We start from the raw sequence: 25,966 nt of genomic DNA, 5'->3' as shown, positions 1-25,966 counted from the left end.
TCTACAAGCTAAACCGGAGGTATTTTGGAGAAAAACTCTTTGACAGGCTGGTTATTGCTGGAATTACTGGACTATGACTAAATACGGATATTCAAAAATATTATAATTGGCTGACAGATAGTGCTGTCCCATTTTGAAAAAATGTGATAGGAATCGTGAAAAAGTTAGGTTTTACTGGCTGAAATAGCCTTGAACTTGTATAAAATCGAGAAGAGAATTTGTGACTTAAAATCTCCGGCTAATCATAATTATTGTAAAATATGCTATTGAGCATATTTTTTAACTCGCTTTTTGGTATCAATTCCCTAAGTTTTAAAGCTATGATTAATTGAAAGAGTTAAGAAGGCTTTGAACGCTTCATTTCCTCATCCTTATGATGTGTTACCTGTTTAACGGGGCAGTGGAAGACTGAGATTTTTCCGAATATTTGATTAAACAATGTTCGCTGCCTTGATTCCACCTAGTTATGTGTTATTGCGACGACTAAGCAGGAGGAGGGAGCAAGCTCTAATATACTCATTTAAACTCTTCATCAAGGGAATATCCAATAACGAATACTCAATATTCAACTGTTCTATGGCTATGGAGATTCTAAATTATTGGCTATTGAATATTATCTTTTTCAAAGCAGTGCCCCATACAGCACCTCCACCGGATGCAAAGCACTTTTGCTGGTCCCGTCTTTTATATGATGGCGGCATGAGGTTCCCGGAGCCGAAATAATATAATCGTCTTCAGCCTTTCGGACCGCCGGAAAAAGCACCAACTCTCCAATTTGCATCGAGAGCTCGTAATGTTCTTTTTCGTAACCAAACGAGCCGGCCATACCACAACAACCGGAAGGGATTTCTTTTACAAAATAGTTTTTAGGCAGCGACAACATTATTTTTGATGGTTCGGTTGATGCCACGGCTTTTTGCTGGCAATGACCGTGCAGTAAAATATGTTGTTCTTCGGTAGTAAAATCTGCTTCCGTAATATTTCCTTTTTCAATTTCGGCAGCCATAAATTCTTCAAAAAGAAGGGCGTTTTTCGCCAGCTTTTCAGCAGCCGGTTGCAGCTCTTTTTCTACCAAATCAGGGTATTCATCGCGAAAAGCAAGAATAGCAGAAGGTTCAATTCCAACCAGTGGCGTTTCGTCGGTGATAATATCTTTTAACAGGTTTATATTTTGGGTGGCCACCTTTTTCGAAGTCCGTACCATTCCTTTCGAAAGGAAGGTTCGTCCGCTTTCTTTGGTTTGCGGAATTTTAACCTCATAACCCAATTTTGTCAACAATAGAATAGCCTTTATTCCAATATCGCTTTCGTTGTAATTGGTAAACTCATCGTTAAAAAGATATATTTTGCCTTTTGTTGCTGCCTCTGGTGTGGGAACTCCGTTTTCAACCCAACGGTTTAAAGTAATTTTCGACAGTGCCGGAAGTGTACGTTTCGTTGAAAACCCGATAGCGCTTTTTAAGAGCGATGTGCGCATCAGAAAGTTTGAAACAGGGCGGAAAACCATAGCCAGTTTGTTTAAACGTGGCAGGTAACCAATTAATCGCGAGCGCAACGGAATGCCATGTAAATCGTAATAATTCTGCAGAAATTCGGCTTTTAATTTAGCCATATCTACATTACTGGGGCACTCACTTTTACAGGCTTTGCATGAGATGCACAGACTTAAAATGTCATATATTTCCTGATGGTCGAACAGGTTCTTTTTATCGTTGTTGTACAGAAATTCGCGCAGGATATTGGCACGTCCGCGGGTACTTTTGTCCTCGTCGCGGGTAGCCATAAAGGTAGGGCATAGAGTGCCGCCAATAACTTCACTTTTCCGGCAATCGCCCGATCCGTTACATTTTTCAATACTACGGAAATAGCCTTTATTTTTCGAGAAATCAAAGTAGGTATCGGTTTCGGGAATGGCTTTGCCCGGAATTACACGCAGATTTTCGGTAATTGGTGGCGTGTCAACAATTTTTCCGGGATTAAAAATGTTATCCGGATCCCAGGCTTTTTTTACCGATTTTACCATTTCGTAGCAGCGTTCGCCCAGCATAAACGGGATGAATTTTCCACGTGCTCTTCCGTCGCCATGTTCGCCACTCATCGAACCACGGTATTTTTTTACCAGCGCAGCCACTTCGTTCATCAAGGTGTCAAAAAGCTCAACATCTTTGGGATCTTTAAAGTTGATTAGCGGACGGAAGTGAATTTCGCCGGTGGCAATGTGGGCGTAAAACACACTGTCTAATTCCAGTTTTTTCAGAACAACTTTTATATCAGCCACGTAGTCGGGCAAATGTTCCGGATGAACAGCAGTGTCTTCAATTCCGGGTACGCCTTTTCTGTCGCCCGGAATATTGGCCAGCAACCCAAGTCCGGCCGTACGTAACGACCACACGCGTTTTATTTTATCGGCGCCGGTTACCAGCGGATAATGATAGCCCAAACCGGCTTCTTCTAATTCTTTTTCAAGAGCAGCAGCTGTGTCGGTTAATTCTTTTTCAGTTTTAAACGAAAATTCGATCATCAGCATCGCGCCCGGGTCGCCTTTCACAAAAAAGCGGTTTTTGGCCTGCTCAATGTTTTGTTTGGCTGCCTGCATTACCGGGTCGTCCATTAATTCAATGGCCGTTGGTTTATATTTTAGCGCCACCAGGTTGGCGTGTAACGATTCTTCCAGCGTTTCGAAATGCGCACAAACCAATCCTTTGTATTTTGGAGGCAACGGAATTACATTCAACTTTATTCGGGTTGAAAAGGCTAAAGTTCCTTCAGAGCCGGCCAACAATTTACAGAAATTGAATTTTCCTCCACCGTCGGTAAACGGATCGGCATACATTAATTCATCGATGGCATAACCCATATTCCGGCGGGTTAATTCGGGCTCAGGGAAATTTTTCCGAATTTCTTCCCTGTTCTTTTCATCGGAAAGCAGATCGTTAATATTCGAATAAATAGCTTTTTCCTGTTGATTCGGATTGCCATTTAATTTATTCAGAAATTCTTCTTTGTTTAATTCTTTGAATGTGGTTTCAGAACCGTCGCTTAGCAGCGCATCAATTTCCAAAATGTGTTCGCGCACGCTGCCATAAACCAACGAGTGCAAACCACACGAATTATTTCCCAGCATTCCACCAATAACACAGCGGTTGGCAGTAGAGGTTTCGGGGCCAAACTGCATACCGTGTTGCGCCAAAAACTGGTTCAGCTCGGCCAAAACAACACCGGGTTCAACAATAACATAGTTTTCGTCTTTGTTGAACTCCAGAATTTTATTCATGTATTTCGAAACATCAACAACAATTCCGTTTCCAACAACCTGCCCTGCCAGCGAAGTACCTGCTCCGCGGGGAATAATGTTGGTGTTGTTCTCGCGAGCAAAGGCGATGATCTTTTTAATGTCGTCCTTATTTTTGGGCTTGGTAACAGCCAGGGGCATTTCTTTGTACTGCGATGCATCGGTTGAGTAAAGCACCCGTTGTACGTTATCGAAAAAAAGATCGCCCTGTAGTTGGGCTTTTAGTTGGTTGAATTTATTTGTAGTTGTCATAGCCATTCGAAAAGCACAAATTTAGTAATAGTTTATAATATGTCATACAAATTTTACGCGTCATGTATGTTAAAATTTCCGATGCAGTTTTTATTCAGTCGTGTTAAAATCAAGCAGGATTTTTATGTTTTCAGCCGGATTTTCAACCTCGTTCCATTCAACCTGCTTGTATTTTGTAAGAACTGCTGCTTTCATTTCGTTCGGTTTTTATGTTTTCAAAGATAAAGGAAAATGAAAAATGGCTTATTAATTGAAATGGAAGATTCTGATTTCAGCAAAAATGATGAAACAACAATTTCACACCAATTCTGCAATCAGGAAAATGAACCAAATAAAGCCAGGCAGGCTTTAAAATATTTTTTAGGAATACTAAATACATAAAAAGTTATTTTACCAAAGAAGACACATTGATACTATTTTGTAAAATTCTGTGTTTTATAGTAGAAGTTGGTATTAAGGTTTCGCGATATTTTTCTTTACTTGCATGTATCGGATCAAATTTTGATTTACAAACTCATTAATAAATCGTAATTGTTATGAAAAAATTTTTTCTTGTTGCACTGATAACCCTGGCAGGCCTTAAATTTTCTCATGCCCAATCGGATGTGGCAGATATGTTACGTTTTGGAACACATGATGCCAATCTGTTGATTAATGCCTATGTAGAGCCTTATGCGAAAGGTCTTGGCGTGGGCATGAATAATTCGTGGTACTTTACGGCCGAAACACATAAGTTGTGGGGATTCGACCTGGCTTTTTCGGTTAGTGCGTTTAAAGTTCCCGGATCGGATAAAACCTTTGATGTAAATGAGCTGGGATTGCAACATGTGTATGCACGGGAGGGCCAGAGCATCGCATCTACCGCTGCCGGTAGTGGTGATGGGGTAAGTTTGTATTATGATGCTCAGATAAATGGTCAGACCATGCCGGAGGAATATTTCTCTACGCCCGGAGGTAGTGGTGTTGATGTGGTGCCGGTTCCGGTTATTCAGGCCACATTCGGTTTGTTGCCCAATACCGATGTAATACTACGTTACGTGCCAAAAGTAGAATTTGAGATTGATAACGAAGATGCAGAGGCCGGCCTCTGGGGCCTGGGCCTGAAGCATAATATCCGCGAATCGTTGCCGGTTATCAGGCATTTGCCTATGGATGTGGCTCTTTTTGGGGCGTATTCGAATATTAGTGGCGAATCGGGAATTGATTTCGACTATACTGTTTATGGTGATGATGTTCCAAATCCTGCAGGATATGTACAGGATCCGAATCAAAAAGGAGAATTTACAACCAAGAATATGAAGTATGGCTTAATCGTTTCGAAAAAGATTGCGGTAATTACATTTTTTGCCTCGGTTACCGGTAATTCCAGTAAAACTTCATTTGATATTTTGGGAAAATACCCGGTGCCTGATCCGACGAAGTTGGGCACGGATATTACGAACATCGACGAATTATTGCTTAATGCCATGACCGAGGAAGAAGACCCGATAGCGTTAAGTTATAAAGATAATTACATGGGAATTGATGCAGGCTTTCGCTTGAAGTTGGCATTTTTTAGCCTGTTTGGCTCCATCAGTAAAGCCAATTATGTAAGTTATAATGGCGGTATTAGTTTCGGATTTCGCTAGAGAAGAAATTTTTTACAGTTACAAAAAATCTATAGGTCTAAAATCACAACAGTTTGCCCTCCGTTGTTTCCGCTTCGGAGGGCTTTTTATTTTGCTTTCTTGTAATAACGTCCTGTTAGGTTATTGGGCGTCCTGCAACCTAATTGGGCGTCCTGCTCGATTTTACCCCTCCCTGCATGAATTTTATGCTTCCCTGCGCCGCAGGATTACGAAATAGTGCCGCAGGACTGAAAAAAAGGCCGCAGGAATAAGCAAAAAGGGCGCAGGAAACACCTAAAGTGGTGCCGGACTGCCAATTCATAACAATTTTTTTAAGTCAAACAAAGTCTGTATTATTTCGTAAATCAATATAAATTAATGATAGTCAACAGGCCGAGAAAATGAATGCCAATTCTCAGCAAGACCAGCTTTTTTTAAACCGCTTGACTTCCATAGTTGAAGCCAACCTAAACAACGAGAATTTTGGTGTGAGTAACCTGGCCCGCGAAATGAATATCAGCAGAAGTAATCTTTATTTTAAGGTAAAAGCGGCCACCGGAAAATCGGTAAGTAGTTTTATTCGCGATATTCGCTTACACAACGCAAAAGAACTGCTGCAGAAAAGTAATAAAACCATTTCGGAAGTTGCTTACGAGGTAGGTTTTGGAAGCCCGACTTATTTCAGCCATTGTTTTCATGAGCTTTTCGGAAGTACCCCCGGCGAAGTGCGAAAAATAAAACCGGCTGCTGGTATTGAAAATGATATTGCTGAAACCACAGAGTCGCAACCTGTAAAAACGCAACGAATATACCGAACCATATTTTTATCAGCACTGGTGTTCATCGTACTCTTCTTAGGGGGCTGGTTTGGTGTAAGTCGGATGAACGGCCCGGAGCAGAATGAATTGTCGATAGTGGTTCTTCCGTTCAAAAATTTGAGTGATGATGATGCGAATCAGTATTTCGCCGACGGTATTACCGAAGACATACTGAATAACCTTTACTGGATTACTTCGTTGCGTGTAGTTTCGCGCACATCTTCCGAACTCGTGCAGAATTCAGAGCTAACGGTACGGGAAATAGCAAAGCAGCTGGGAGTAAGATATATTCTTGAGGGTAGTGTACGCAAATACGCCGATAAAGTAAGGATAAATGTTCAGTTGATCGATGCCAAAGATGACGATCATTTGTGGTCGGATTATTACGACCGGCAAATCGATAATGTTATCGATGTTCAGGGGAAAGTAGCTCTTCTGGTGGCCAATAAGTTATAAATGGTACTTTCCGAGTCCGAAGTCATCAATATTGAAAAGATTGAAACCCGGAATGCAAAGGCCTACGATTATTATCTGCAGGCCCGTTTTCTTTTGCATCAGGCAAACAGTATACAGCGAACAGGTTTTACTGCCGAAGGTGTAAAAAACAGCATTCCCTATTACGAAAAGGCTATTGCCGAAGATTCAACGTTTGCCGAAGCTTACGCCGGCCTTGCCAATGCCAGTATGCAATTATCGGCCTGGGGTATAATCCGGTCGTGCGATGGTTTTATGCGTAGTTATGAGTTCAGCAAAAAAGCAATTGAACTTGACCCTGAATGTGCAGAAGCTTATGCTATTCTCGGAGCATTTTTGGTGTGGGCACAACGTGATATATTCGAAGGCGGTGAAACTCTGCTGAAATCGATAGAATTAAATCCGAATTTTGCTACGGCAAGGCAGTGGTATGCACAGTATTTAATGATTACCGGGCCTGTCAGCGAATCACGTCACCAAGTAAACAGGGCCGTGGAGCTGGAGCCGTATTTCTGGGTAGTTAAAAATCTTGATGCCTGGATTGCGTATTTCGAAAAGGATTATAACCGATCGCTGGTAGTAACGGAAGAGGCCCACAGTTTTAATCCCGCATTTGCCAGTAATTTGTGGTTGTTTTTCCTGAATTACGTAAAGCTGAACCGGGACGAGGAGGCTCGCGACATGCTTAAGAATATTGTTACGCGCTTTTCAAATAATACCGTTGATACCTTAGAAATAGACGCTGTTTTTATGGCAAAGGGTATGCCCGGTTTATTTAATTGGATGATTGATTTGAATAAAAATCATCCGATACGGGTAGAGGGATTGAACGGCGACTATTTTTACCTGGCCTGGTGGTATGCCATTCTCGGGGATGCCGATCAAACGGTTTACTGGCTGGAACAAAACCTCACTTATAAGCGACCGAACTATCACTTTTTTAATTTGATTATCAATCACCCTGATTTTGAATTTCTGCACAACGATCCGCGTTTTGCAGAAGTGGTTAAAAAATTGGGTCTCGAAGAATACTGGCCCAAAGAACCGGTCTGATTTGCTCTTCAGAATTTCATCCCGAACCAATACTTATTTGGGCAATGATTGCGCGACTGCAGAAAGAGAACTTACCAACCAATATTTGAACTAAACCGGCAGCGTAGAATGTGGCCTTATAAGCCAAAAGAATATTGCCTCTGCCTGGTCGCCTTTATTCTCCCCGCTGCCGCACGATTGCATCGTTTGGTTTTCGTTTATTTCGGAACGCGATAGAATCGCGCACCAGCAGTGCCCGGCACTGATTTTATCCGGCCAGTTGAAACCCAGGTTTACCTATATCGCCTGAAAAAGCTATTCAGCTCGGTTGTAAGTTGTTTGTAAATGGGCCTTGTAAACTCGATAAATAAATCCTGATGGGGTGGCAGCGGAACTGCTTTCTGTTGGGTAAGTGCATATTGTTTATCACTTAAAGCTTCCTGGTCGCCGGCAAAAATGGCATATTGGTTTACCCAGTTAAAAGATCCTGGAATAAGGTTGTCGCGCAGCAATTTATCGTTTTGAAAATCCACAATGCGGTAATTCAGGCGGCCACCCGAAATTACTTCGTCGGTATACGTTTTTAATTTGGCACGGTAGGTTTTATTTACAAAAGTGGTATCGGTAAGCGGTACTTTTACGCGTTTTGTAAGGCTTTCTTCTTTTTCGCTGCGTACCAGGTTACCCACCGAAAAATCGTAAAATTCCATGCGCACCACAAAGTCGGGGTTTAGCTCAAAATTTTCGGCCTGTTTGGGCGAAAAAAAGTTTACAAAACCATGCGACGGGAATTGGTTGTTCAAATATTCAAACACCTGGTTGTAAAAGAACCCGGAACTAAGCTCGTAGGCTTTTGTGTGTACTGTTACGGCCTCAACCACTACATTAACTGTTGCCAGTTCTTTAGCAATGGCCATCCTTTCATGGCTGTCTTTATACCCGGGAATCCACTGGTCGGCTCTTTCAAAATGGGTGTAGGCGGTTCGTGCACTTTCGCGGGTTTCCTGTTCCATAAACTGCAATCCGGCCTGGTAGCGGTCTTCGGCTGCTTTTTCGTAGGCCATTGTTAATTCCGAAGTGTATGTTTTCGGAGCGGGAAATAGTTTGCGTGCTGCCGGAGTGCTTCTTATCTGGTCGCTCATGGCATTCACGCGCTTCATAACCGAAATGGTGCGTTCCCATTTAAAGGCCTCGTTTGTGGTTAGGGTCTGGTCAATTTCTTCCTGCGACCACTCAACGGCCATGGGGTAACCTTCTTTTAATACTTTTAAAGCTTTGTCGTTGGTTGGGTTCGATTTTAAACGTTCAATAGCTTTTGAAATGGCCTGGTAGTAATCGCCACGTTGCAGCGCTTTTTTGCCCGATGAACATGAAAATAAAACCAGAGGGAGCAGTAGTACTAAAAGGTAAGATCTTTTCATTTTGGTATAAAAACAGTTTGCAGGGCAAATATATAATTTTAACAAAACAGAACGCTGATGACGCGGATTTAAATGATTTCCGCATCAGAGGAAGACGAGCTGTTCAAAAACAAAACTGATTCCCGCGAATAACAAACAGGAATGAGAGTGTGGATCGTCAACAGCATTTCATAAAAATAGTCGGATTAGAAGGCGCATACAGCAATTGTGCCTTGAATAGCTTTTTGATTGCGCCTTTGATAACCTTTCATATCTCCCCCGGGTTGCACCCGAGGTTAATCCAATTTTATCCCTTCGGGATATGAGTAGAAGTACAACGTTAAGATAGCACTGAAAGCGTCGAATGTGATTAACCCACTGTGTTGCATCGGGATGAAATGACCAAAGGAAATCGTCCGACATCGTTCGCGGATCACTGATTGCCCGGACTTTCGGACGAAAAATAGCTGTCTCTCGTTGATCGACTTTCAACAAAAAAGCGCAATACAGTTTTAATCCGTTTTGCGCTTTTTTTATTGTTCGGCGAATTTCTGTAAAATCCGCGTCATCAGTGTTCAATTACTATTCTTCTCTCCACTCTGAGCGATCAGGAGGAGCCGGTGCTTCCACCTTTTTCACCGGATTTTTCTGCAGTTCCTGTAGCAGAACTTCAACGGCTTTTTCTATTCCGGGATCTTCGCCTTTGGCCAGTTGCTCGGGGCGGTCAACCACTTTTATATCGGGCGAAACACCAACGCCTTCGATAATCCATTCGCCTTGGTCGTTAAAAATACCAAAGCGCGGAACGGCGATGTAACCGCCATCAACCAGTTCGGCATTTCCCGAAATTCCAACCAAACCTCCCCAGGTTCTTGTGCCGATCAGTGTTCCCAGTCCTTTCTTTTTGAAATAATACGGGAAAGCATCGCCACCCGATGAGGAATAACCGTTAATCAACATTGCTTTTGGTCCGTCGTGAGCAATGGCGGGCGTTTTCATTGGTGTTAGGCCATTTCGCTGCCAGTAACTCAGTGTTTTCCGGTCGAGCAGGTCGGCCATTACATCGGGAATAAATCCACCACCGTTATAACGGTCGTCAATAATCAGCGCCTCTTTGTTGTGGTAGGCGTACATGCCTTTAAACAATTCGCGGTTTCCTTCTACGGCCGTGTTGGGCACGTGGATATAGCCAATTCGTCCGCCCGAAAGTTTATCCACCATGGCACGTCTTTCCAGTACCCAGTTGTAGTAGCGCAGGTTTTGTTCGCTGGCAATGGGCTTTACTATTGATGCGCGCGCGCCTTCGGCTTTTGGCTCGGCGTTCACTTTTATCTCAATTCGTTTATCGGCGGTGTTTTCCAAAGCCAGGTACGGATTGTCGTTGGTTGTGATGTTCGTACCGTTTATGCTGATGATATAGTCGCCTATGTTTACATCAATTCCCTGTTCCGTTAATGGCGAACGCAGCGATTCGTTCCAGTTCTGGCCTTTGTAAATTTGCGAAATTTTGTACCGTCCGGCTTTGGTGTCGGCGGTAAGAACGGCTCCCAAAAGACCACCTTGAACACGTTTTACCTGTTTAAAATCGCCCCAGTTGGCATAAGCATGACCGGCATTGGCCTCCGAAATAATTTCGTGGAAAAGGTAATCGAGATCGGCGCGGTGCCCCACATAGGGCAGCAATTGCTGATAGTTTTCTTTTATGGCATCCCATTTTACACCATGCAGGTTGTTTACATAGAAATAGTCGCGGAAAATGCGCCAGCCGTCTTTGTAAATCTGTTCCCATTCCTGTTTCGGGTCGATTTTCATTTCCAGATTGTCGAGATTTATTTTTCCATCTCCCGATTTTATTCCGGGTTTAATTTTGGCAATGGCAAAATCCCTTCCCGGACGATACATTATCGATTCTCCATCGGCCGAAATAATGGCCTGGCGGGTTCCTTCCACAATGGTTTCTTCTTTCCTGTCTTTTAAGTTGTAACGCTGTAATTTTCCACCGTTAATGTAAATCACGCCGTTTTCAACAGCCAGCAAGTTTCCATAATTACCCGAATTTAATGGAAGAGCAATAATGCGCTGATTAATGTTTTCAACATCAATTGCTACATCTTCGTTCTTTTCTTCCTTGTTGCCGTTTTTCGTTTCTTCTGCATCCGATTTTACCGGCTCCACATCGTTTTCGAATTTGAAAATATTTTCGCCGTCATTTTTCAATATCATCGCATAAATGCGTGTGGCATTGTTATAGAGATAGCTGAATTCGAAGCTGGAGAAATCGAGGTTAAAGTCGCGGTTCGACAGGAAGAACAGGTATTCTCCATCGCTTGAAAAAACGGGTGAGTAATCGTTAAAACGATCGTCGGTGAGCTGGATGGTTTTTTCGTTTTCAAGGTTGTACACCCAAATTGCCGTTTGTCCGTTCGCCGCTTCCTTTGTGTAGGTTACCCATTTCGAGTCGGGCGAGAAATTATACGAACGAATCTCACTCTGTGCGGCGTGGTCGATTGTAACTTCTTTTTTTGTTTCAACGTTCAGCAGTTTCAGTTTTAACGTGCGGTCGGAATAAACCATGTACTTGCTGTTTGGCGACCACTGGCTGTCGTATTTCCATGCCGATGAGTTTTTGGTTATCTGCTCGGGTTGGGCACCTTCTTTATTTTCCAGCAGGTAAATTTCGTATTCGCCGCTTTCGTCCGAATAGTACGAAATGTATTTCCCGTTTGGCGACCACTGCGGATAAATTTCGCGAACGCCTTGAGTGTTGGTTAAATTCTCGGTAATTCCTTTTTCTGCCGGAACCGAGAAAATATCGCCGCGGGCATCAAATAAAGCCCGTTTTGCAGTTGGCGAAATGCTGTAGCTGTGAATATTATCGGCTACATTTTTAAAGTAGGGCAGCAGGTTGGGATTGTCGAAATGCAGGTTAACGGTGAGTTTTGTGGTTTCTCCGTTTTCCAGGTTGGTCTTATAAATGTATCCGCCGTTTTCGAAAACCAGCTGTCCGTTTTCGCCCGATGGCCACATTACATCGAAATCCTCAAAATCGGTGATTTGTTTTACTTCTTTGGAGTCGGTATTGTAGCTGTAAATGTTAAATTTCAAATCGCGATCGGACGCAAAGAATATCTCATTTCCAAACCATGTTGGCCATTGGTCGGAGCCGGGAAAATCGGTAATTTGCTCCGAAATATCTTTCTCCAGGTCGTAAATCCAAAGATCGGTAGCGCGGCCACCTTTGTATCTTTTCCACGAGCGGAATTCGCGGTCAACCGGAGTGAAGCACAATTTTGTAGCATCAGGCGAAAAAGTGGCAAATCCGCCGTTTACAATCTGCAGCGCTTTTTCCAGTCCACCGTCGATATTTACCAGGAAATATTTACCGTTTCGTTCTCCCCAGATGGTACGGTTTCCACGAATCAGAATATTTTTACTGTCGGGTGTCCAGTCGAGCACCACATTGTCGAAACCACCTCGTGGCGGCATCATTCCCACCGGGTTGTAGTAGGTAAGTTGTTTGGGTGTTCCGCCTTCGGCAGGCATTACATAAATCTGCCGGGAGCCTGAATATTCGGCCGAAAATGCAATCAGCTTTCCATCGGGAGAAATTTTTGGAAATAACTCCATCCCTTCGTGTGAGGTTAACCTTTTGGCATCGCCGCCGTTTGCGCTTACCGTCCAGATATCGCCGGCATAAACAAAAGCCACCAGGTTGTTATTGATGTCGGGATAGCGCAGCAATCTCGAATCGTTTTCTGCTTTAACACCGGTTGCAAAAACCAGTAGAAAAATAAGTGTTAGTGTGTGTTGTACAATTTTTTTCATATAACTTAATTTGAAATGGATTTTAATTGTAGATATAATTTTTCAAAACCACAAGAATAATCTAAAGATACAATAAACGGCCCAGTTCGCTCATGGCTTCGGTGGCTTTCATCTGAAGGAAAATATCGGTAACGGTGTTGGTGAAATGGGAGGGTTTGATATTTATTTCGATGATTTTTGCCCCGTTGTTTTTAGCCACAACCGGTATTTCGGCTGCCGGTAAAACCTCGGCATTGGTACCGATTATCAGCAGCACATCGGCTTTAGCAGCTTCTTCGAACGCACGTTTTTTTGCAAATGCAGGAATGGGTTCGTTAAAGAAAACCATGTCGGGTTTTAAAATGCCTTTACAAACAAAACAAGTGGGAGGGAGGTAATTCAGGTCGGCAAAACTCATGTCGTATTCCGAGCTGCATTCGGTGCAAATTAACTGCTTGTAAGTGCCGTGCAATTCGTAAACATACTTACTGCCGGCTTTTTGGTGAAGGTGATCGATGTTTTGCGTGATAACGGTTTCAACAAAACTGCGTTCTTCCATTTTTGCCAGCATAATATGCGCAATATTGGGTTCGGCATCACCCAGGCTGTCGTAAAATATTTCCTTTATTTTTTTCCACGACTGCAATGGCTTTTTCTGAAAATATTCAATTTCCAAAAAAATGGGGTGGGTAACATTCCACAGACCATTTTCGCCCCGGAACGGCGGAATTCCACTCTCAACAGAAATACCCGCACCGGTAAATGCCACGGCATATTTCGCCTTTCGGATAAGGTACGAAGCCTGCCAAAGTTTATCGATCAGTGATTTTGTTAGTTTAGTAGAACTCATACAATTTTAAAACTCCCGGAAACCTTGCTGTTTACCGGGAGATAACAATATTTAATGTAAAAGGTTTTTATTCCTTGTTAATGATTAAAACAGCGCTCCCGAAAATTCTGGATTCTTGCTGCTGCTTTAGTTTCTATAAACATTTGTATTGGTTTTGAGTACAGAGATTTGAGTATTGAGAAACTTATACGTGTTTACATTCTTTACTCACTACTCAGTACTTTCTACTCATATCCTATTCTTTGTTCATTTTTAAAAATATTCAAACCTAAATATATGTACTTTCGTGTTTAGTGGTTTATTCCTGCTCCAGGTCTTTGTTAACCGTTACTGTGGTGTCTTCGTTAAAACGGATTTTAAAATTCAGTTTCCGGAAAACAGAGATCATCGGTTTATTATCGCGTGTGGTTTCGGCTGCCAGCTTCTTAATTCCGCGCGATTTGGCAATTTCAAGGCAGTAGCTGGTCAATGTAAACCCAAGCTCCTTTTTCTGCCACTTATCGGTAATCAACACCGCATATTCCATAATTTCCACATCGGGGTCGGCAATCAACCGCCCAACACCGATAAGCTCATTTTTGCCATTTTCCTTTTCGTGCTCGGCAACAATGGCAATTTCGCGGTCGTAATCGATAAAGCAGAATTGTGAAGCCACCTCGTGCGAATCAAAATAAAAGTCGTAACGAAAGCGGTGATAGATGGATTCTTTCGAGCAACTTCCCAGCAGTTCGAGCCACATGGGCTCATCTTCAGGCCGGATGGGACGCAGAGTTACTGGCGTTCCATCGCGTAAAGTCGCTTCTTTTATCAGGCTTTCCGGGTATGGGCGCATAATCAGGTGCGAATATTCTTTTGCCGGAGTTGTCAGCAATTCTTCATCAACGACTATTCGTGCATCAAGCGCAATTACATCTTCTGGGGTAACAATAAGCGGATTGATGTCCAGCTCTTCAATTTCGGGGTAATCAGCCGCCAGGTACGACATGCGAATGAGTACCTCAATCAGTTTATCGATGTTTTTAGGTGCATCGCCGCGCCAGCCTTTCAGCAGCGGATAAATTTTTAGCGATCGCAGCATTTGGCGGGCCAGGTGTTCGTTTAATGGCGGAAATTCCAGGCGCTGATCTTTAAAAAGTTCAGCAGTTGTGCCGCCCATGCCAACCAGCATTACGGTTCCGAATACCGGGTCTTTTTTTGTCCCGACAATTAGTTCGATACCGTCTTTGGTGTCCACCATTTTTTGTACGGTAATACCATCAATTCTGGCTTCGGGGCGTTTTTCAGCGACTGTTTTTACCATGTTGCGGAAAGTAGCCCGCACCATTTCTTCGTTTTCAATGTTCAGGGCAACACCGCCAACATCCGATTTATGGATAATATCAGGCGAATAAATTTTCAGCACCACAGGGTAACCTTTTTCTTCGGCAATTTTTACGGCTTCATCTTCGGTTGTTGCAGGGGTAGGGTGCGTGGTGTCGATACCGTAGTCGTTCACCAGCATTTTCGAATCGTCCTCATTCAGTACTTTGGCTTTTGGGAATACCTGGGTCAGGTATTTCTGGCGAAGTTCGTTGCGGTCGTACTGAAATGAAACCGGTACCTCACGTGGCGTTTCATACAGGATTTGCTGATTTTCGGAATAATCAGAAAGTGTCATAAATGCACGGATGGCCTGTTCCGGAGCAGGGTAATTCGAAATGCCATTTTGGTTGAGGATGTGAATACCTTCGTGCATGGCAGCTCCTCCCAACCACGATGTCATAATCGATTTTGTTGTGTTCTTCGACATAGTGGCAATGGCCTGTGCCGTGGCTGTAGGATCAGTCATAGCCTGCGGGGTAAGCAGCACCAACACGGAATCCACCTCTTTATCTTCCAAAACTATTTCGGCAGCTCTTGCAAATCTTTCGGGTGTAGCATCTCCCAGTACATCAACCGGGTTGCCATGCGACCAAAATGAGGGCAGGTAATCGTTTAGTTTCTGCATGGTTTCTTCCGACAGTTTTACCAGGCTTCCACCCATTGATAGCAGCGAGTCGGTTGCCATTACACCAGGTCCGCCGGCATTGGTAACAATTGCCAGCCGGTTCCCTTTCGGAATACGTTTGCGGCCTACCAGGTCGGTAAAATCGAAAATGTTTCCAAATTCGAAAACCCTTGCCAAACCTGCTCTGCGGAATACGGCATCGTAAACCGAATCTTCAGAAGCCATAGCCCCGGTATGCGATGCGGCTGCTGCAGCTGATTCGGGGTAACGACCTGATTTATATACGATGATCGGTTTTTCGCGCGAAAAAGCCCTTGCTGCCGACATAAAGGTGCGGGCATTTGCGATGGATTCAACATAAAGCACAATGGATTTTGTGTTTGGATCTTGTCCAAAATAATCGATCAGATCGCCAAAACTTACGTCCATGGAATTACCAATTGAAACAAAGTTGGAAAATCCTATGTTGGACTCGTAAGCCCAGTCGAGAACAGAAGTACAAAGCGCGCCCGATTGCGAAATAAATGCCACGTGTCCTTTCTTGGGCATTGTTTGAGCGAAACTTACATTCATATTTAGTCCCGGCACCAAAATGCCCAGACAGTTAGGGCCAACGATTCGCATATCAGGGAATTTAGCTTTTTGAGCTTTTACCTGCTCTTCCAGCTTTTTACCTGCTTCTCCTGCTTCCTTAAAACCGGCCGACATGATGATTACGCCGTGAATTCCGGCCTCGCCACAATCTTGCACCAATTGAGGTACGGCCTCGGCTGCAGTCATAATAACGGCTAGGTCCGGAGTTTTCGGCAGGCTTTTTACATCCGGGTAGCAAGGTATTCCAAAAACGGCTTCGCGGCGCGGATTTACCGGATATACAACGCCGTTAAAACCTCCTCCCACTAAATTTCGAAGGGTGATACCGCCTACACTGTCGGGATTATTTGAAACGCCAACTAGGGCAATTCGTTTTGGTCGGAAAATACTATCGAGTTTTTTTATGGCCATGTTTCTTCGTTTTTTGGTTTAAATCGGGTGTCAGTATTCTGTTGATTTTAGTAGTTGACTGAAATCCGTTATAAATTTCATGAAAAAATACCAAGTTCGAAAATGTTCAGGAACCGGGCTTTTACCTGGCCGAAAAATGTAATGGTAATTGAATTAGTTAGTTACAGCTTTTGTGTATAAAAGGTCGTGATAAACTATGCTGTAAAACAATAAGAAAATACGGTGTTATATAGCATACATCAGCAAAAACCAGTGATAGCAAATAAAAAAAGCGTCTTTTGCCGACGCTTTTTCTGGTTCACTATTTAGGTGGTTTAGTAAGCAAAATAATAACGCTGCCAATTAAACAGGCAACTCCGGCAATTATAAAAGGAGCCATCCAAACGATTGGCCCGGATGATGCGGTTGCCGAATCTTTAAAATGACCGGCAAGTTGAGGGCCTGCAATTCCTGCAAAACCGTAGGCTGTAAACATCCAGCCGTAGTTTTTGCCAACGGTGTTATTTCCAAAAAAATCGGCTGTAATGGCCGGAAATAGCGCAAAGTTTCCGCCAAAGTTGAAGCCAATTATACAGGCACTGGCAATAAACCCGGAAGTTACGCCAAAGCGAATAAAAATGTGGTAGATCATCAGCATAATCACCCCCTGAAATAGGGTCATAAAAAATATGGCTCGTTTTCGTCCGAGTTTATCGGAAATCATTCCCCAAACAATTCGGCCTAATCCGTTAAATATGGCGTACCAGGCCATTGCAGTTCCGGTTATTACTCCGGCGTTTTTAATTCCGTTGTATTCCAGAGCATCAATGCCAAATAGTTTTATGCAGTAAATTACCATCAGACCAGCAAGTGCCGAAAAAATGAATACCACCCAAATGGCATAAAATTGTTTAGTACGAAGCATGTGGCTGGAGTCAAACTCAACGCCACCCGATGTTTTGGCAGTGTGGTTTACCGGTGGTTCATAACCTGCGGGTTTGTATCCAGCGGGCGGATTGACCATTACAAGCGAGCCCAAAACAACCATGATGGCGAATACAATTCCATAAATAACAAATACACTCTGTACGCCTGGCAAGCCAAAAGCGCTGCTGGTGTTTAACAGGCCTCCAAACCACGAGCCTGCAAGCTTCACCCAAATGGTTGCGCCAAAACCAAAACCGGCTACGGCCAACCCGGTTATTAGTCCTTTTTTATCGGGGAACCATTTTACGCCAACAGCAATGGGAACCACATAGGCGAGGCCGATTCCTGCTCCGCCGAGTACTCCAATAAACAGCAGTTGGGCCAGAAATGAACTTCCAAATAATCCACCTAAAATATATCCGGCACCTAAAACAAGGCCGCCGGTTAATGCCACGATTGTAGGCCCTGATTTGGCTTGCCATTTTCCGGCAAAAACCATTACCACGGCAAATGTGGCCAGGCCAACAGAAAATACCCAGGCGGTTTGTGTGGCCGAAAAGCCATAATCGCCGTTGGGTTCGGTTAATAATGCGGTAAATACCGACCAGGCATAAATAGCGCCCAAAGCTAATTGTATAAGTATTGCTCCAACCACTACAGCCCAACGGTTAGTAATTTTTAGTCCTTTCATTTTTGTTTAGTTCTTTGGTTTTTATGGACAGGAAAACAGGCATAAATGCTGTGCGAAAGAACATTGCATTGAAGTGCTGCCTGTTAAGTAAATAAAGAAGGTTGAGAAACAAAACAGACACCCTCGTGAGAAGATGCCTGTTTTTATTAAGAGTTATCGTTTTACTTCAACTTTTGCTCCGTCGATAATTTCTTCAACAACGCCCGGATCAAGTAAAGTAGAGGTGTCGCCAAGGTTGGTCGCATCGCCTTCTCCGATTTTCCGCAAAATGCGTCGCATAATTTTTCCCGACCTTGTTTTGGGAAGACCGCTAACGATCTGAATTTTATCGGGTTTGGCAATCGGTCCGATAAACTTATTTACAGTAGCCTTTATTTCGGCTTCAATATTATCCAGTTCAGCATCGGTCATATCTTCGCAAATAACGTAAGCGTAAATACCGGCTCCTTTAATTTCGTGCGGATAACCAACCACAGCCGATTCAACTACTTTGGGGTGCTGGTTAATGGCATCTTCCACTTCGGCAGTACCAATACGGTGGCCGGAAACATTAATAACATCGTCGATACGGCCAATAATGCGGTAGTAACCTTCTTCGTCGCGTTTGGCACCATCGCCGGTCAGATAATAGCCGGGGAAGGATGCAAAGTAAGTTTGGTAGCATCGTTGATGATCGCCCCAGGTGGTGCGTATCATGCCCGGCCAGGGATGTTTAATGCAAAGAATTCCTTCAACGCTGTTGCCTTTCAGTTCGTTTCCTTCGTGATCAAGCAACACCGGCTGAATTCCGGGTAGCGGTAAGGTTGCCAATGAAGGTTTTGTTGGTGTAATGCCTGCCAGCGGTGTGATCATTATTCCTCCGGTTTCGGTTTGCCACCAGGTATCAACAATGGGGCATCGGCCTTTTCCAATCAGGTCGTGGTACCAGCGCCAGGCTTCTTCGTTGATGGGTTCTCCAACCGTACCCAGCACTTTTAGTGAGCTCAGATCGTGTTTAGTTACCCACTCGTCGCCTTGTGCCACCAATGCACGAATTGCAGTGGGAGCGGTGTAGAATTGGTTGATTTTATATTTATCCACGATTTCCCAGAAACGTCCTGCATCGGGCCAGGTTGGAACACCTTCGAACATAACGGAAGTAGCTCCGGTTAACAGCGGGCCATAAACAATGTACGAGTGCCCGGTTACCCAGCCAATATCGGCGGTACACCAGTAAATATCGCCATCGTTGTATTGAAATACATTTTTAAAGGTGTATTCGGCATAAACCATGTAGCCGGCGGTGGTGTGTACCACTCCTTTTGGTTTTCCGGTTGAGCCCGATGTATAAAGGATAAACAGCACATCTTCGGAATCCATTGTTTCTGCCTGGTTTTCGCAATCTACATCGGCAATCAAATCGTTCCACCAGATATCTCTTCCTTCTGTCCATTGAATTTCTTCTTCGGTGCGTTTTAAAACAACAGTAGTTTCTACCGATGGACATTTTTCCACTGCTTCGTCGGCAATACTTTTTAGCGGTATTGATTTTGTTCCTCGGAATCCGCCGTCGGAAGTAATTACCACTTTGGCTTCGGCATCGTTAATACGGTCGGCTAGTGCGGTTGCCGAAAATCCGGCAAACACAATGGAGTGAATGGCGCCAATCCGGGCACAGGCCAGCATGGCAATGGCCAGCTCGGGAACCATGGGCAGATACAGTGCTACGCGGTCGCCTTTCTTAACACCGATCTTTTTTAATCCGTTGGCAAATTGTTTTACTTTTTCAAACAACTCGCCATAGGTCAGTTTTATCTCCCGTTCTTTTGGGTCGTTGGGTTCCCAAATAATTGCAACCTGGTCTTTTCGCATAAACATGTTACGCTCAAAAATATTCTCGGTAATGTTCAGTTTGCCATTTACAAACCAATTTACATCGGGGGCACCATCCCCCTCAAATTTGTAATCAATAACCTGGTCCCATTTTTTTCGCCAATAATGGCTTTCAGCTATTTTTCCCCAGAAATTATCGGGGTCAGCCACACTTTCTTTGTACTTCTGAAAGTACTCGGCTAAACTTGTGATTTTATTTTCCATCGCAGCTATATTTTGGTTAATTACTAAAATGAATCGAGTATTGTGTTGGCCCTGCAACAATTGCAGGAGCCCTTAATAAATGCCTTGTGCACGGTATTTCCCAGGTAAAAATGTGTTTTTGCTTTTTGCAGGAAGATTTGCTTCGGATGATAGGTCGAAGAAAATCGGATATGCGAAGTATGGACGATTTGAAATCAAGTTGAACATGTATAAACAACTTAATATTACATTGTTTGAAAATAGTATAAAATCTCTTTTGACAGAAAGATTTTGATATATTGTAAAACACCATATTATTGTTTGAATAACATTGATTTACATTTGATTAAGACCGGGATTTTCCCTACTTTTAAAAGAATACACTCTGTTTAAACACATATATATTTTGTCTGGTTCATAATCTGTAGAATTGAAAAAAATAATAAGCACAGATTTTTGGGAGTAGTGAAAAAAGAAAATGCCAAGTTTTTAGGGCTAAATAATTTCATATTCATATCAAATTGTAAATTGCTGAATACTAATTCTAAGTTTAAAATTTTTAGAGGTGGTTTACAACATAAAAATTGCTGAGAAAAGTTATCGCTTGAGAACTTCAGGCGTTGTATTTTCGGGCTAAAATTGCTAAACAATGGGTATAAACAATTTTACAGAACTTCTGGAAGTTGTAAAAAATCAACCTCCGAAACGTGTTGTGGCGGTTAACGGTGTAGATACCAGCACACTGGAAGCCATGCACGATGCTGTTCAACTGGGATTTGTAATTCCTATAATAACCGGCGACAGAACAATTATTGAAGAGTCGTGCAAAAAGCTGGGGATTGATAGCTCGGATTATCAGATCTATGATGCCAAATCAATCCACGAGGCTACCGACAAAGCCGTAGAACTTATTCATGAAAACAAAGCCGATGTTTTGATGAAAGGAATGATATCCACCGATAAGTTCATGCGTGCATTATTACGAAAGGAGAACAATCTTATTCCGGCAAAAGGTACTTTAAGCCATGTTTCGGTAATGCACAATCCGAATTACCATAAACTGCTTGTTTTTGGCGATGCGGCCGTGTTGCCTTACCCCGATCTGAAACAAAAGATTTTAATGACCAATTACCTCATTTGTGCGGCAAAATCGCTGGGTATAGAACAACCAAAAGTTGCGGTAATTGCACCTACCGAGCAAATCATTATCTCTATTCAGTCGTGTATGGATGGCGCCACAATAGCCAAAATGTCGGAGCACGGCCAAATCGAAGGAGGTTTGGTTGACGGCCCAATGGCACTCGATGTGGCAATTAACGCCGAGTCGGCCGAAGTAAAAGGTTTTACCTCGCCTGTCGCCGGCGATGCCGATTGTTTGCTGTTCCCGAATATTGATGCGGCCAACGTTTTTTATAAAACAAATTCGAAACTGGCTAAAGCCGAAATGGCGGGAATAATTGCCGGAGCAAAAGTGCCTGCAGTGGTATCATCACGCGGCGATAGTAGAAAAACAAAGTTGAATTCTGTAGCACTTGCATCAATTGTAAGTTACCAGAGAAGTAATATCTAAATTATTTTATGCATCAGGTTCTTGCCATAAATCCGGGGTCTACCTCCACAAAATTTGCTGTTTATAACGAAAAAGAATGTGTTTTTTCAAAAACCATCCGCCATCCGCTTGAGCAACTGCTCCGCTATAAGAATATTGTCGATCAGTTTGCTTTCCGAAAGGGGCTAATTATTGAGGCTTTGGTTGAAGAAGGAATTGAAGTAGATGCTATAAAATACATCATCGGCCGGGGCGGGCTGACTTATCCTTTGGAATCGGGCGTTTACCGGGTAAATAATTTAATGCTCGAACATTTGCGCGAAGGTATAATGGGGCATCATGCCAGTAATTTAGGCGGGATGCTGGCCGATTATATTGCTTTGCAGATTCCAAATGCCAAAGCTTTTATTGCCGATCCGGTTGTTACCGATGAAATGGATGAGGTGGCACGATTTTCAGGCCATCCAAGGTTTCAACGGCAGTCGATTTTTCATGCGTTAAACCAAAAAGCTACAGCACGTTTTCATGCTAAAAAAATGGCAAAGAACTACACCGAAATGCGGCTGATAATTGCTCACCTGGGCGGTGGTATTTCTGTAGGAGCGCATAAAAACGGCCGTGTTGTCGATGTAAACAATGGGCTCGACGGGGAAGGAGCTTTTAGCCCCGAACGATCGGGAACTTTGCCGGTTGGTCAGTTAATCGATCTCTGTTTTAACGGAAAATTATCGCAGGAGCAAATTCGCAGAATGGTTGTTGGCGAAGGTGGTTATGTAGCGTATCTGGGCACAAACGATGCACTGGAAGTGGAGAAACGCGTGGAAAAAGGTGATGAAAAAGCAAAGTTGGTTCAGGAAGCTTTGTTCTATCAGGTGGCAAAAATGATTGGTGAAATGGCTGTTGTACTCGAAGGAAAAGTTGACGGAATATTATTAACCGGAGGTTTGGCTTACGATAAACAACTAGAGACCTACATCCGAAATCGGACAGCATTTATTTCAGAAGTGTTTGTTTATCCTGGTGAAGATGAACTGGAAGCTTTGGCCATGAACGCATTCCGTGTTGCCAATGGCGAAATTGAGGCAAGAGAATACAATCCGGTGATAAAATAAACCACTATGCACTGGAAGTACATAGGTTTAAGATTGAATGAAATTCAAAGAAGAATAATTGACAAAGCAGACATGAGTATTGAGTAATGAGTAGAGAGAAAAACTAAAATCAGTCTCAATACTCAAATCTCTGTACTCAAATCTACTTCCTTTTATAATAGAAAGTTATAGAAACTAAAGTAGCTACAATAAAATTGCAGGGTTTTAACCATTAACTAGAAAATAAACAGTCATCACAAATCCGTGAAAATTTTCTGAAATTAAAACCTCCATCTTGCCGTGGCTTATCGGGGCAATTTATTACATTGCAAATCAAAAAAAATCGGAGCATAAAAGGAGTCGGAGTATGCGTCAATACCCGCAAACTGATTTGGCTTATTTTATCCGGTAATTTGGCAAACTACAAATAAAACTATATGAAAGATTTGTACACCCTAATCATGGCGGGAGGCTCGGGAACACGATTCTGGCCACGCAGTAAAACGGTAAAACCAAAACAGTACCTGAATATTTTTGGCGACAAATCGCTTCTTCAGGACACCATTGAACGATTTGCAACCTTCACTAAAAAAGAAAATATCTACATTGTATCAAGTGCAACGCAGGCAAAAGTGCTGGAAGAGCAAACTCCGATGCTGCCTAAAGAAAACCTGATTTACGAGCCGATTGGCAGAAATACCTTGCCCTGTATTGGTTTGGCAGCGATGTATGCCGAGCGCGAAAATCCGGATGGCGTGATGGTTGTTTCACCTTCCGATCATTTAATTACCAATAATACGTTGTTTAAAGATACTGTTTTGGCTGCCGCTAAAATTGCCAGCGAGCGTGATGGTATTGTTACGCTTGGAATTACGCCAACCTATCCGGCAACGGGGTACGGTTATGTACAAACCGCCGAAGACATTACCGGCAACGAAAAAATAAAGCAGTTTAAAGTGAAACGTTTTGTGGAAAAGCCGGATGAAGCCACTGCTGCCGGTTACCTGAAACAAGGCGGTTTTTACTGGAACAGCGGATTATTTGTTTTCAAAGTATCGGTTTTCCTGAAAGCGGTTGAAGAGTTTGCCCCGGACTTGTATGCCGATTTGCGTAAAATTCAGGCTGATTTGGGCAATCCTTCCTATCCGGAGACGCTAGATACCATTTACCGCGCAGTTGAAAGTATTTCGGTTGATTACGGCATTATGGAGCACGCCAAAAATATTTACCTGGTTGAAGGAAATTTCGATTGGAATGATCTGGGAAGCTGGGAATCGGTATATCAAACCGATAAAAAGGATGAAAATGGCAATGCCGGAATGGGTGAGGCCATATTTTTAGATGCTAAAAACTCCTATGTGTCAACCGACGAAGGTTTGGTTGCTGTGGTTGGGCTCGACGATGTAATTGTTGTACGCGACGGAAATACAACCTTGGTATGCAAACGCGATAATGCCGAGGATATAAAAAAAATTGTTGAACAACTTAAAGCTAATAATAAGTCAGAGTATCTATAAAAGCTCGGTTTCTGTAATCTTACCGGGCAGTTTGCTAAAACTGTACTAACTACCAATATTTTAGTAAAACTATTAAACCAATGAATAAAACTAAAGCAATTGTTGTGGACAAGAAAATTCTTGTTCCGTTTATACTTATAACCAGTTTATTTGCCCTTTGGGGATTTGCCAATGATTTGACCAACCCGATGGTGGCCGCATTTCAAACGGTAATGGAAATTTCCAATGCAAAAGCTGCTATGGTGCAGTTTGCATTTTATGGCGGATATGCTACTATGGCCATTCCGGCGGCGTTAATTATAAAACGATATTCTTATAAAACCGGAATTATTATTGGCCTTGCTTTGTATGCTATTGGTGCCTTGTTATTCTTTCCGGCTGCGCAGTACGAAATTTTTGGATTCTTCCTGATGTCGCTTTACATTCTTACTTTTGGTTTGGCTTTTCTGGAAACCACAGCCAATCCATATATTCTATCGATGGGTGATCCGGCAACAGCAACGCGTCGTTTAAACCTGGCACAATCGTTTAATCCAATGGGATCGATTTTGGGAATGTTTGTGGCTTCAAAACTAATTCTGTCGTCGTTAGAATCGGATAAGCGGGATGCTGCCGGAAACCTGATCTTCGATACTTTAAACGCAGCCGAAAAAGCAGCTATTCGTACAAACGATCTTGCTGTAATTCGCAATCCGTATGTAATTCTGGGTTTTTTTGTAATTGTAATGCTAATAATTATAGCTGTTTCAAAAATGCCGAAACGCGAAAGTGCAGATCATGAAATTCATCCGTGGCATTCGGCAAAACGGTTATTCCGGAATAAAATATATAGGGAAGGTGTAATTGCACAGGTGTTCTACGTGGGTGCACAAATAATGTGCTGGACTTTCATTATTCAGTATGCCGATAATCTGGGTATTCCAAAAGCTCAGGCTCAGAATTTCAATATTGTTGCCATGGCAATTTTTATAGCAAGCCGATTTATAAGTACCTTTTTAATGAAGTACCTGAACGCCCGTTATATGTTATTGCTTTTTGCCATAGGAGGAATGTGTACAACGGCTGGCGTAGTTTTAATTCAGGGAATGATGGGATTGTATTTGCTGGTGGCTACGTCGGCCTTTATGTCGCTAATGTTTCCAACCATATACGGAATTGCGCTGGAAGACGTTGGCGATGATGCAACGCTTGGTGCCGCTGGTTTGGTAATGGCAATTGTGGGCGGAGCTTTAATGCCGCCACTGCAGGGGTTAATTATCGACCAGGGGACTATCGGACCGCTTCCGGCGGTTAACTTTTCGTTTATTTTGCCTTTTATCTGCTTTGTGGTAATTGCAATTTATGGCAAAAGAACATATAACGCATTTAAAACGGTTCATTAAGAATAGAGTATAAACGCTACTGAAAAATTTAAAAATATCCATGAATCGATTTAGCAGTATAAAAAAAGTAAATGTGTCGAATGCTATATGGTCGGAAGTTTTTAACAGCATGCGCGATATTGGAAGTATTGATTAGGAATTTACTTTCATGGGAATATAATTTTTGAATCTACACCATCAGTATTTACTGAGTATGAAGTGTTTCTAACTGAAAGATAAGAGCCTCTGTTTTTCATAAAAACAATTGCATTATC

Annotated in this window: 15 protein-coding genes; 8 read left to right on the top strand and 7 right to left on the bottom strand. The window is 42.8% G+C overall.

What is annotated here, in order from left to right; translation table 11 throughout:
• Positions 1-622 precede the first annotated feature (622 nt).
• On the bottom strand, positions 623-3,550 hold the full coding sequence (locus BMW53_RS08220) for an FAD-binding and (Fe-S)-binding domain-containing protein (RefSeq protein WP_245749022.1): 2,928 nt from the start codon (positions 3,548-3,550) through the stop codon (positions 623-625).
• Between the two features lie 225 nt (positions 3,551-3,775).
• Here BMW53_RS08220 and BMW53_RS20925 point away from each other — a divergent pair, with 225 nt between their 5' ends.
• From BMW53_RS20925 to BMW53_RS08205, 4 genes are all read left to right on the top strand, one after another.
• Positions 3,776-3,925, top strand: coding sequence for a hypothetical protein (locus BMW53_RS20925; RefSeq protein WP_157470884.1), 150 nt, complete (start codon positions 3,776-3,778; stop codon positions 3,923-3,925).
• A 155-nt stretch (positions 3,926-4,080) separates the two neighbouring features.
• On the top strand, positions 4,081-5,172 hold the full coding sequence (locus BMW53_RS08215) for a DUF6588 family protein (RefSeq protein ID WP_038562679.1): 1,092 nt from the start codon (positions 4,081-4,083) through the stop codon (positions 5,170-5,172).
• Positions 5,173-5,552: 380 nt separating this feature from the next.
• Positions 5,553-6,425, top strand: coding sequence for a helix-turn-helix domain-containing protein (locus BMW53_RS08210; protein WP_038562676.1), 873 nt, complete (start codon positions 5,553-5,555; stop codon positions 6,423-6,425).
• Positions 6,426-7,496, top strand: coding sequence for a tetratricopeptide repeat protein (locus BMW53_RS08205; RefSeq protein WP_038562673.1), 1,071 nt, complete (start codon positions 6,426-6,428; stop codon positions 7,494-7,496).
• A 272-nt stretch (positions 7,497-7,768) separates the two neighbouring features.
• Here the strand turns inward: BMW53_RS08205 and BMW53_RS08200 are convergent, their stop codons facing one another.
• From BMW53_RS08200 to acs, 6 genes are all read right to left on the bottom strand, one after another.
• Positions 7,769-8,896 (bottom strand): hypothetical protein, encoded by a 1,128-nt coding sequence (locus BMW53_RS08200; protein WP_038562670.1) that lies wholly within the window; start codon positions 8,894-8,896, stop codon positions 7,769-7,771.
• A gap of 561 nt (positions 8,897-9,457) precedes the next feature.
• Positions 9,458-12,700: a S41 family peptidase gene (locus BMW53_RS08195; RefSeq protein WP_038562668.1), complete on the bottom strand. Its 3,243-nt coding sequence runs from the start codon at positions 12,698-12,700 to the stop codon at positions 9,458-9,460.
• Between the two features lie 61 nt (positions 12,701-12,761).
• Positions 12,762-13,529: an SIR2 family NAD-dependent protein deacylase gene (locus BMW53_RS08190; protein ID WP_074780478.1), complete on the bottom strand. Its 768-nt coding sequence runs from the start codon at positions 13,527-13,529 to the stop codon at positions 12,762-12,764.
• Between the two features lie 298 nt (positions 13,530-13,827).
• Positions 13,828-16,521, bottom strand: a complete 2,694-nt coding sequence (locus BMW53_RS08185; RefSeq protein WP_051568071.1) for a bifunctional acetate--CoA ligase family protein/GNAT family N-acetyltransferase — start codon at positions 16,519-16,521, stop codon at positions 13,828-13,830.
• Between the two features lie 301 nt (positions 16,522-16,822).
• Positions 16,823-18,118 carry an L-lactate MFS transporter gene (locus BMW53_RS08180; RefSeq protein WP_038562665.1) on the bottom strand — a complete coding sequence of 432 codons (1,296 nt, stop codon included), beginning with the start codon at positions 18,116-18,118 and terminating at the stop codon, positions 16,823-16,825.
• 153 nt (positions 18,119-18,271) lie between these two features.
• Positions 18,272-20,194 carry an acetate--CoA ligase gene (gene acs, locus BMW53_RS08175; protein WP_038562663.1) on the bottom strand — a complete coding sequence of 641 codons (1,923 nt, stop codon included), beginning with the start codon at positions 20,192-20,194 and terminating at the stop codon, positions 18,272-18,274.
• Between the two features lie 628 nt (positions 20,195-20,822).
• On the opposite strand from acs, the gene BMW53_RS08165 reads away from it, so the two are divergent.
• From BMW53_RS08165 to fucP, 4 genes are all read left to right on the top strand, one after another.
• Positions 20,823-21,743 (top strand): phosphate acyltransferase, encoded by a 921-nt coding sequence (locus BMW53_RS08165; protein WP_038562658.1) that lies wholly within the window; start codon positions 20,823-20,825, stop codon positions 21,741-21,743.
• A gap of 8 nt (positions 21,744-21,751) precedes the next feature.
• Positions 21,752-22,834: a butyrate kinase gene (buk, locus tag BMW53_RS08160; RefSeq protein ID WP_038562656.1), complete on the top strand. Its 1,083-nt coding sequence runs from the start codon at positions 21,752-21,754 to the stop codon at positions 22,832-22,834.
• Positions 22,835-23,250: 416 nt separating this feature from the next.
• On the top strand, positions 23,251-24,330 hold the full coding sequence (locus tag BMW53_RS08155) for a mannose-1-phosphate guanylyltransferase (protein ID WP_038562653.1): 1,080 nt from the start codon (positions 23,251-23,253) through the stop codon (positions 24,328-24,330).
• A gap of 80 nt (positions 24,331-24,410) precedes the next feature.
• Positions 24,411-25,712, top strand: a complete 1,302-nt coding sequence (gene fucP / locus BMW53_RS08150) for an L-fucose:H+ symporter permease (protein WP_038562651.1) — start codon at positions 24,411-24,413, stop codon at positions 25,710-25,712.
• The last annotated feature ends 254 nt before the right edge of the window (positions 25,713-25,966 follow it).

Origin of the sequence: Draconibacterium orientale (assembly GCF_900111425.1) — a bacterium.
Taxonomy (GTDB): domain Bacteria; phylum Bacteroidota; class Bacteroidia; order Bacteroidales; family Prolixibacteraceae; genus Draconibacterium; species Draconibacterium orientale.
Note: the sequence above shows the minus strand (reverse complement) of the source record. Positions and strands in the feature narration are given on the sequence as shown.

What these genes read in the sequence shown, in the direction of transcription:
- BMW53_RS08180 (WP_038562665.1), bottom strand. Translation starts at nt 18,118, where the DNA reads ATGAAAGGACTAAAAATTACTAACCGTTGGGCTGTAGTGGTTGGAGCA.
- BMW53_RS08190 (WP_074780478.1), bottom strand. Translation starts at nt 13,529, where the DNA reads ATGAGTTCTACTAAACTAACAAAATCACTGATCGATAAACTTTGGCAG.
- buk (WP_038562656.1), top strand. Translation starts at nt 21,752, where the DNA reads ATGCATCAGGTTCTTGCCATAAATCCGGGGTCTACCTCCACAAAATTT.
- BMW53_RS08205 (WP_038562673.1), top strand. Translation starts at nt 6,426, where the DNA reads ATGGTACTTTCCGAGTCCGAAGTCATCAATATTGAAAAGATTGAAACC.
- BMW53_RS20925 (WP_157470884.1), top strand. Translation starts at nt 3,776, where the DNA reads ATGAAAAATGGCTTATTAATTGAAATGGAAGATTCTGATTTCAGCAAA.
- BMW53_RS08195 (WP_038562668.1), bottom strand. Translation starts at nt 12,700, where the DNA reads ATGAAAAAAATTGTACAACACACACTAACACTTATTTTTCTACTGGTT.
- BMW53_RS08220 (WP_245749022.1), bottom strand. Translation starts at nt 3,550, where the DNA reads ATGGCTATGACAACTACAAATAAATTCAACCAACTAAAAGCCCAACTA.
- BMW53_RS08165 (WP_038562658.1), top strand. Translation starts at nt 20,823, where the DNA reads ATGGGTATAAACAATTTTACAGAACTTCTGGAAGTTGTAAAAAATCAA.
- BMW53_RS08185 (WP_051568071.1), bottom strand. Translation starts at nt 16,521, where the DNA reads ATGGCCATAAAAAAACTCGATAGTATTTTCCGACCAAAACGAATTGCC.
- BMW53_RS08215 (WP_038562679.1), top strand. Translation starts at nt 4,081, where the DNA reads ATGAAAAAATTTTTTCTTGTTGCACTGATAACCCTGGCAGGCCTTAAA.
- BMW53_RS08200 (WP_038562670.1), bottom strand. Translation starts at nt 8,896, where the DNA reads ATGAAAAGATCTTACCTTTTAGTACTACTGCTCCCTCTGGTTTTATTT.
- acs (WP_038562663.1), bottom strand. Translation starts at nt 20,194, where the DNA reads ATGGAAAATAAAATCACAAGTTTAGCCGAGTACTTTCAGAAGTACAAA.
- BMW53_RS08155 (WP_038562653.1), top strand. Translation starts at nt 23,251, where the DNA reads ATGAAAGATTTGTACACCCTAATCATGGCGGGAGGCTCGGGAACACGA.
- BMW53_RS08210 (WP_038562676.1), top strand. Translation starts at nt 5,553, where the DNA reads ATGAATGCCAATTCTCAGCAAGACCAGCTTTTTTTAAACCGCTTGACT.
- fucP (WP_038562651.1), top strand. Translation starts at nt 24,411, where the DNA reads ATGAATAAAACTAAAGCAATTGTTGTGGACAAGAAAATTCTTGTTCCG.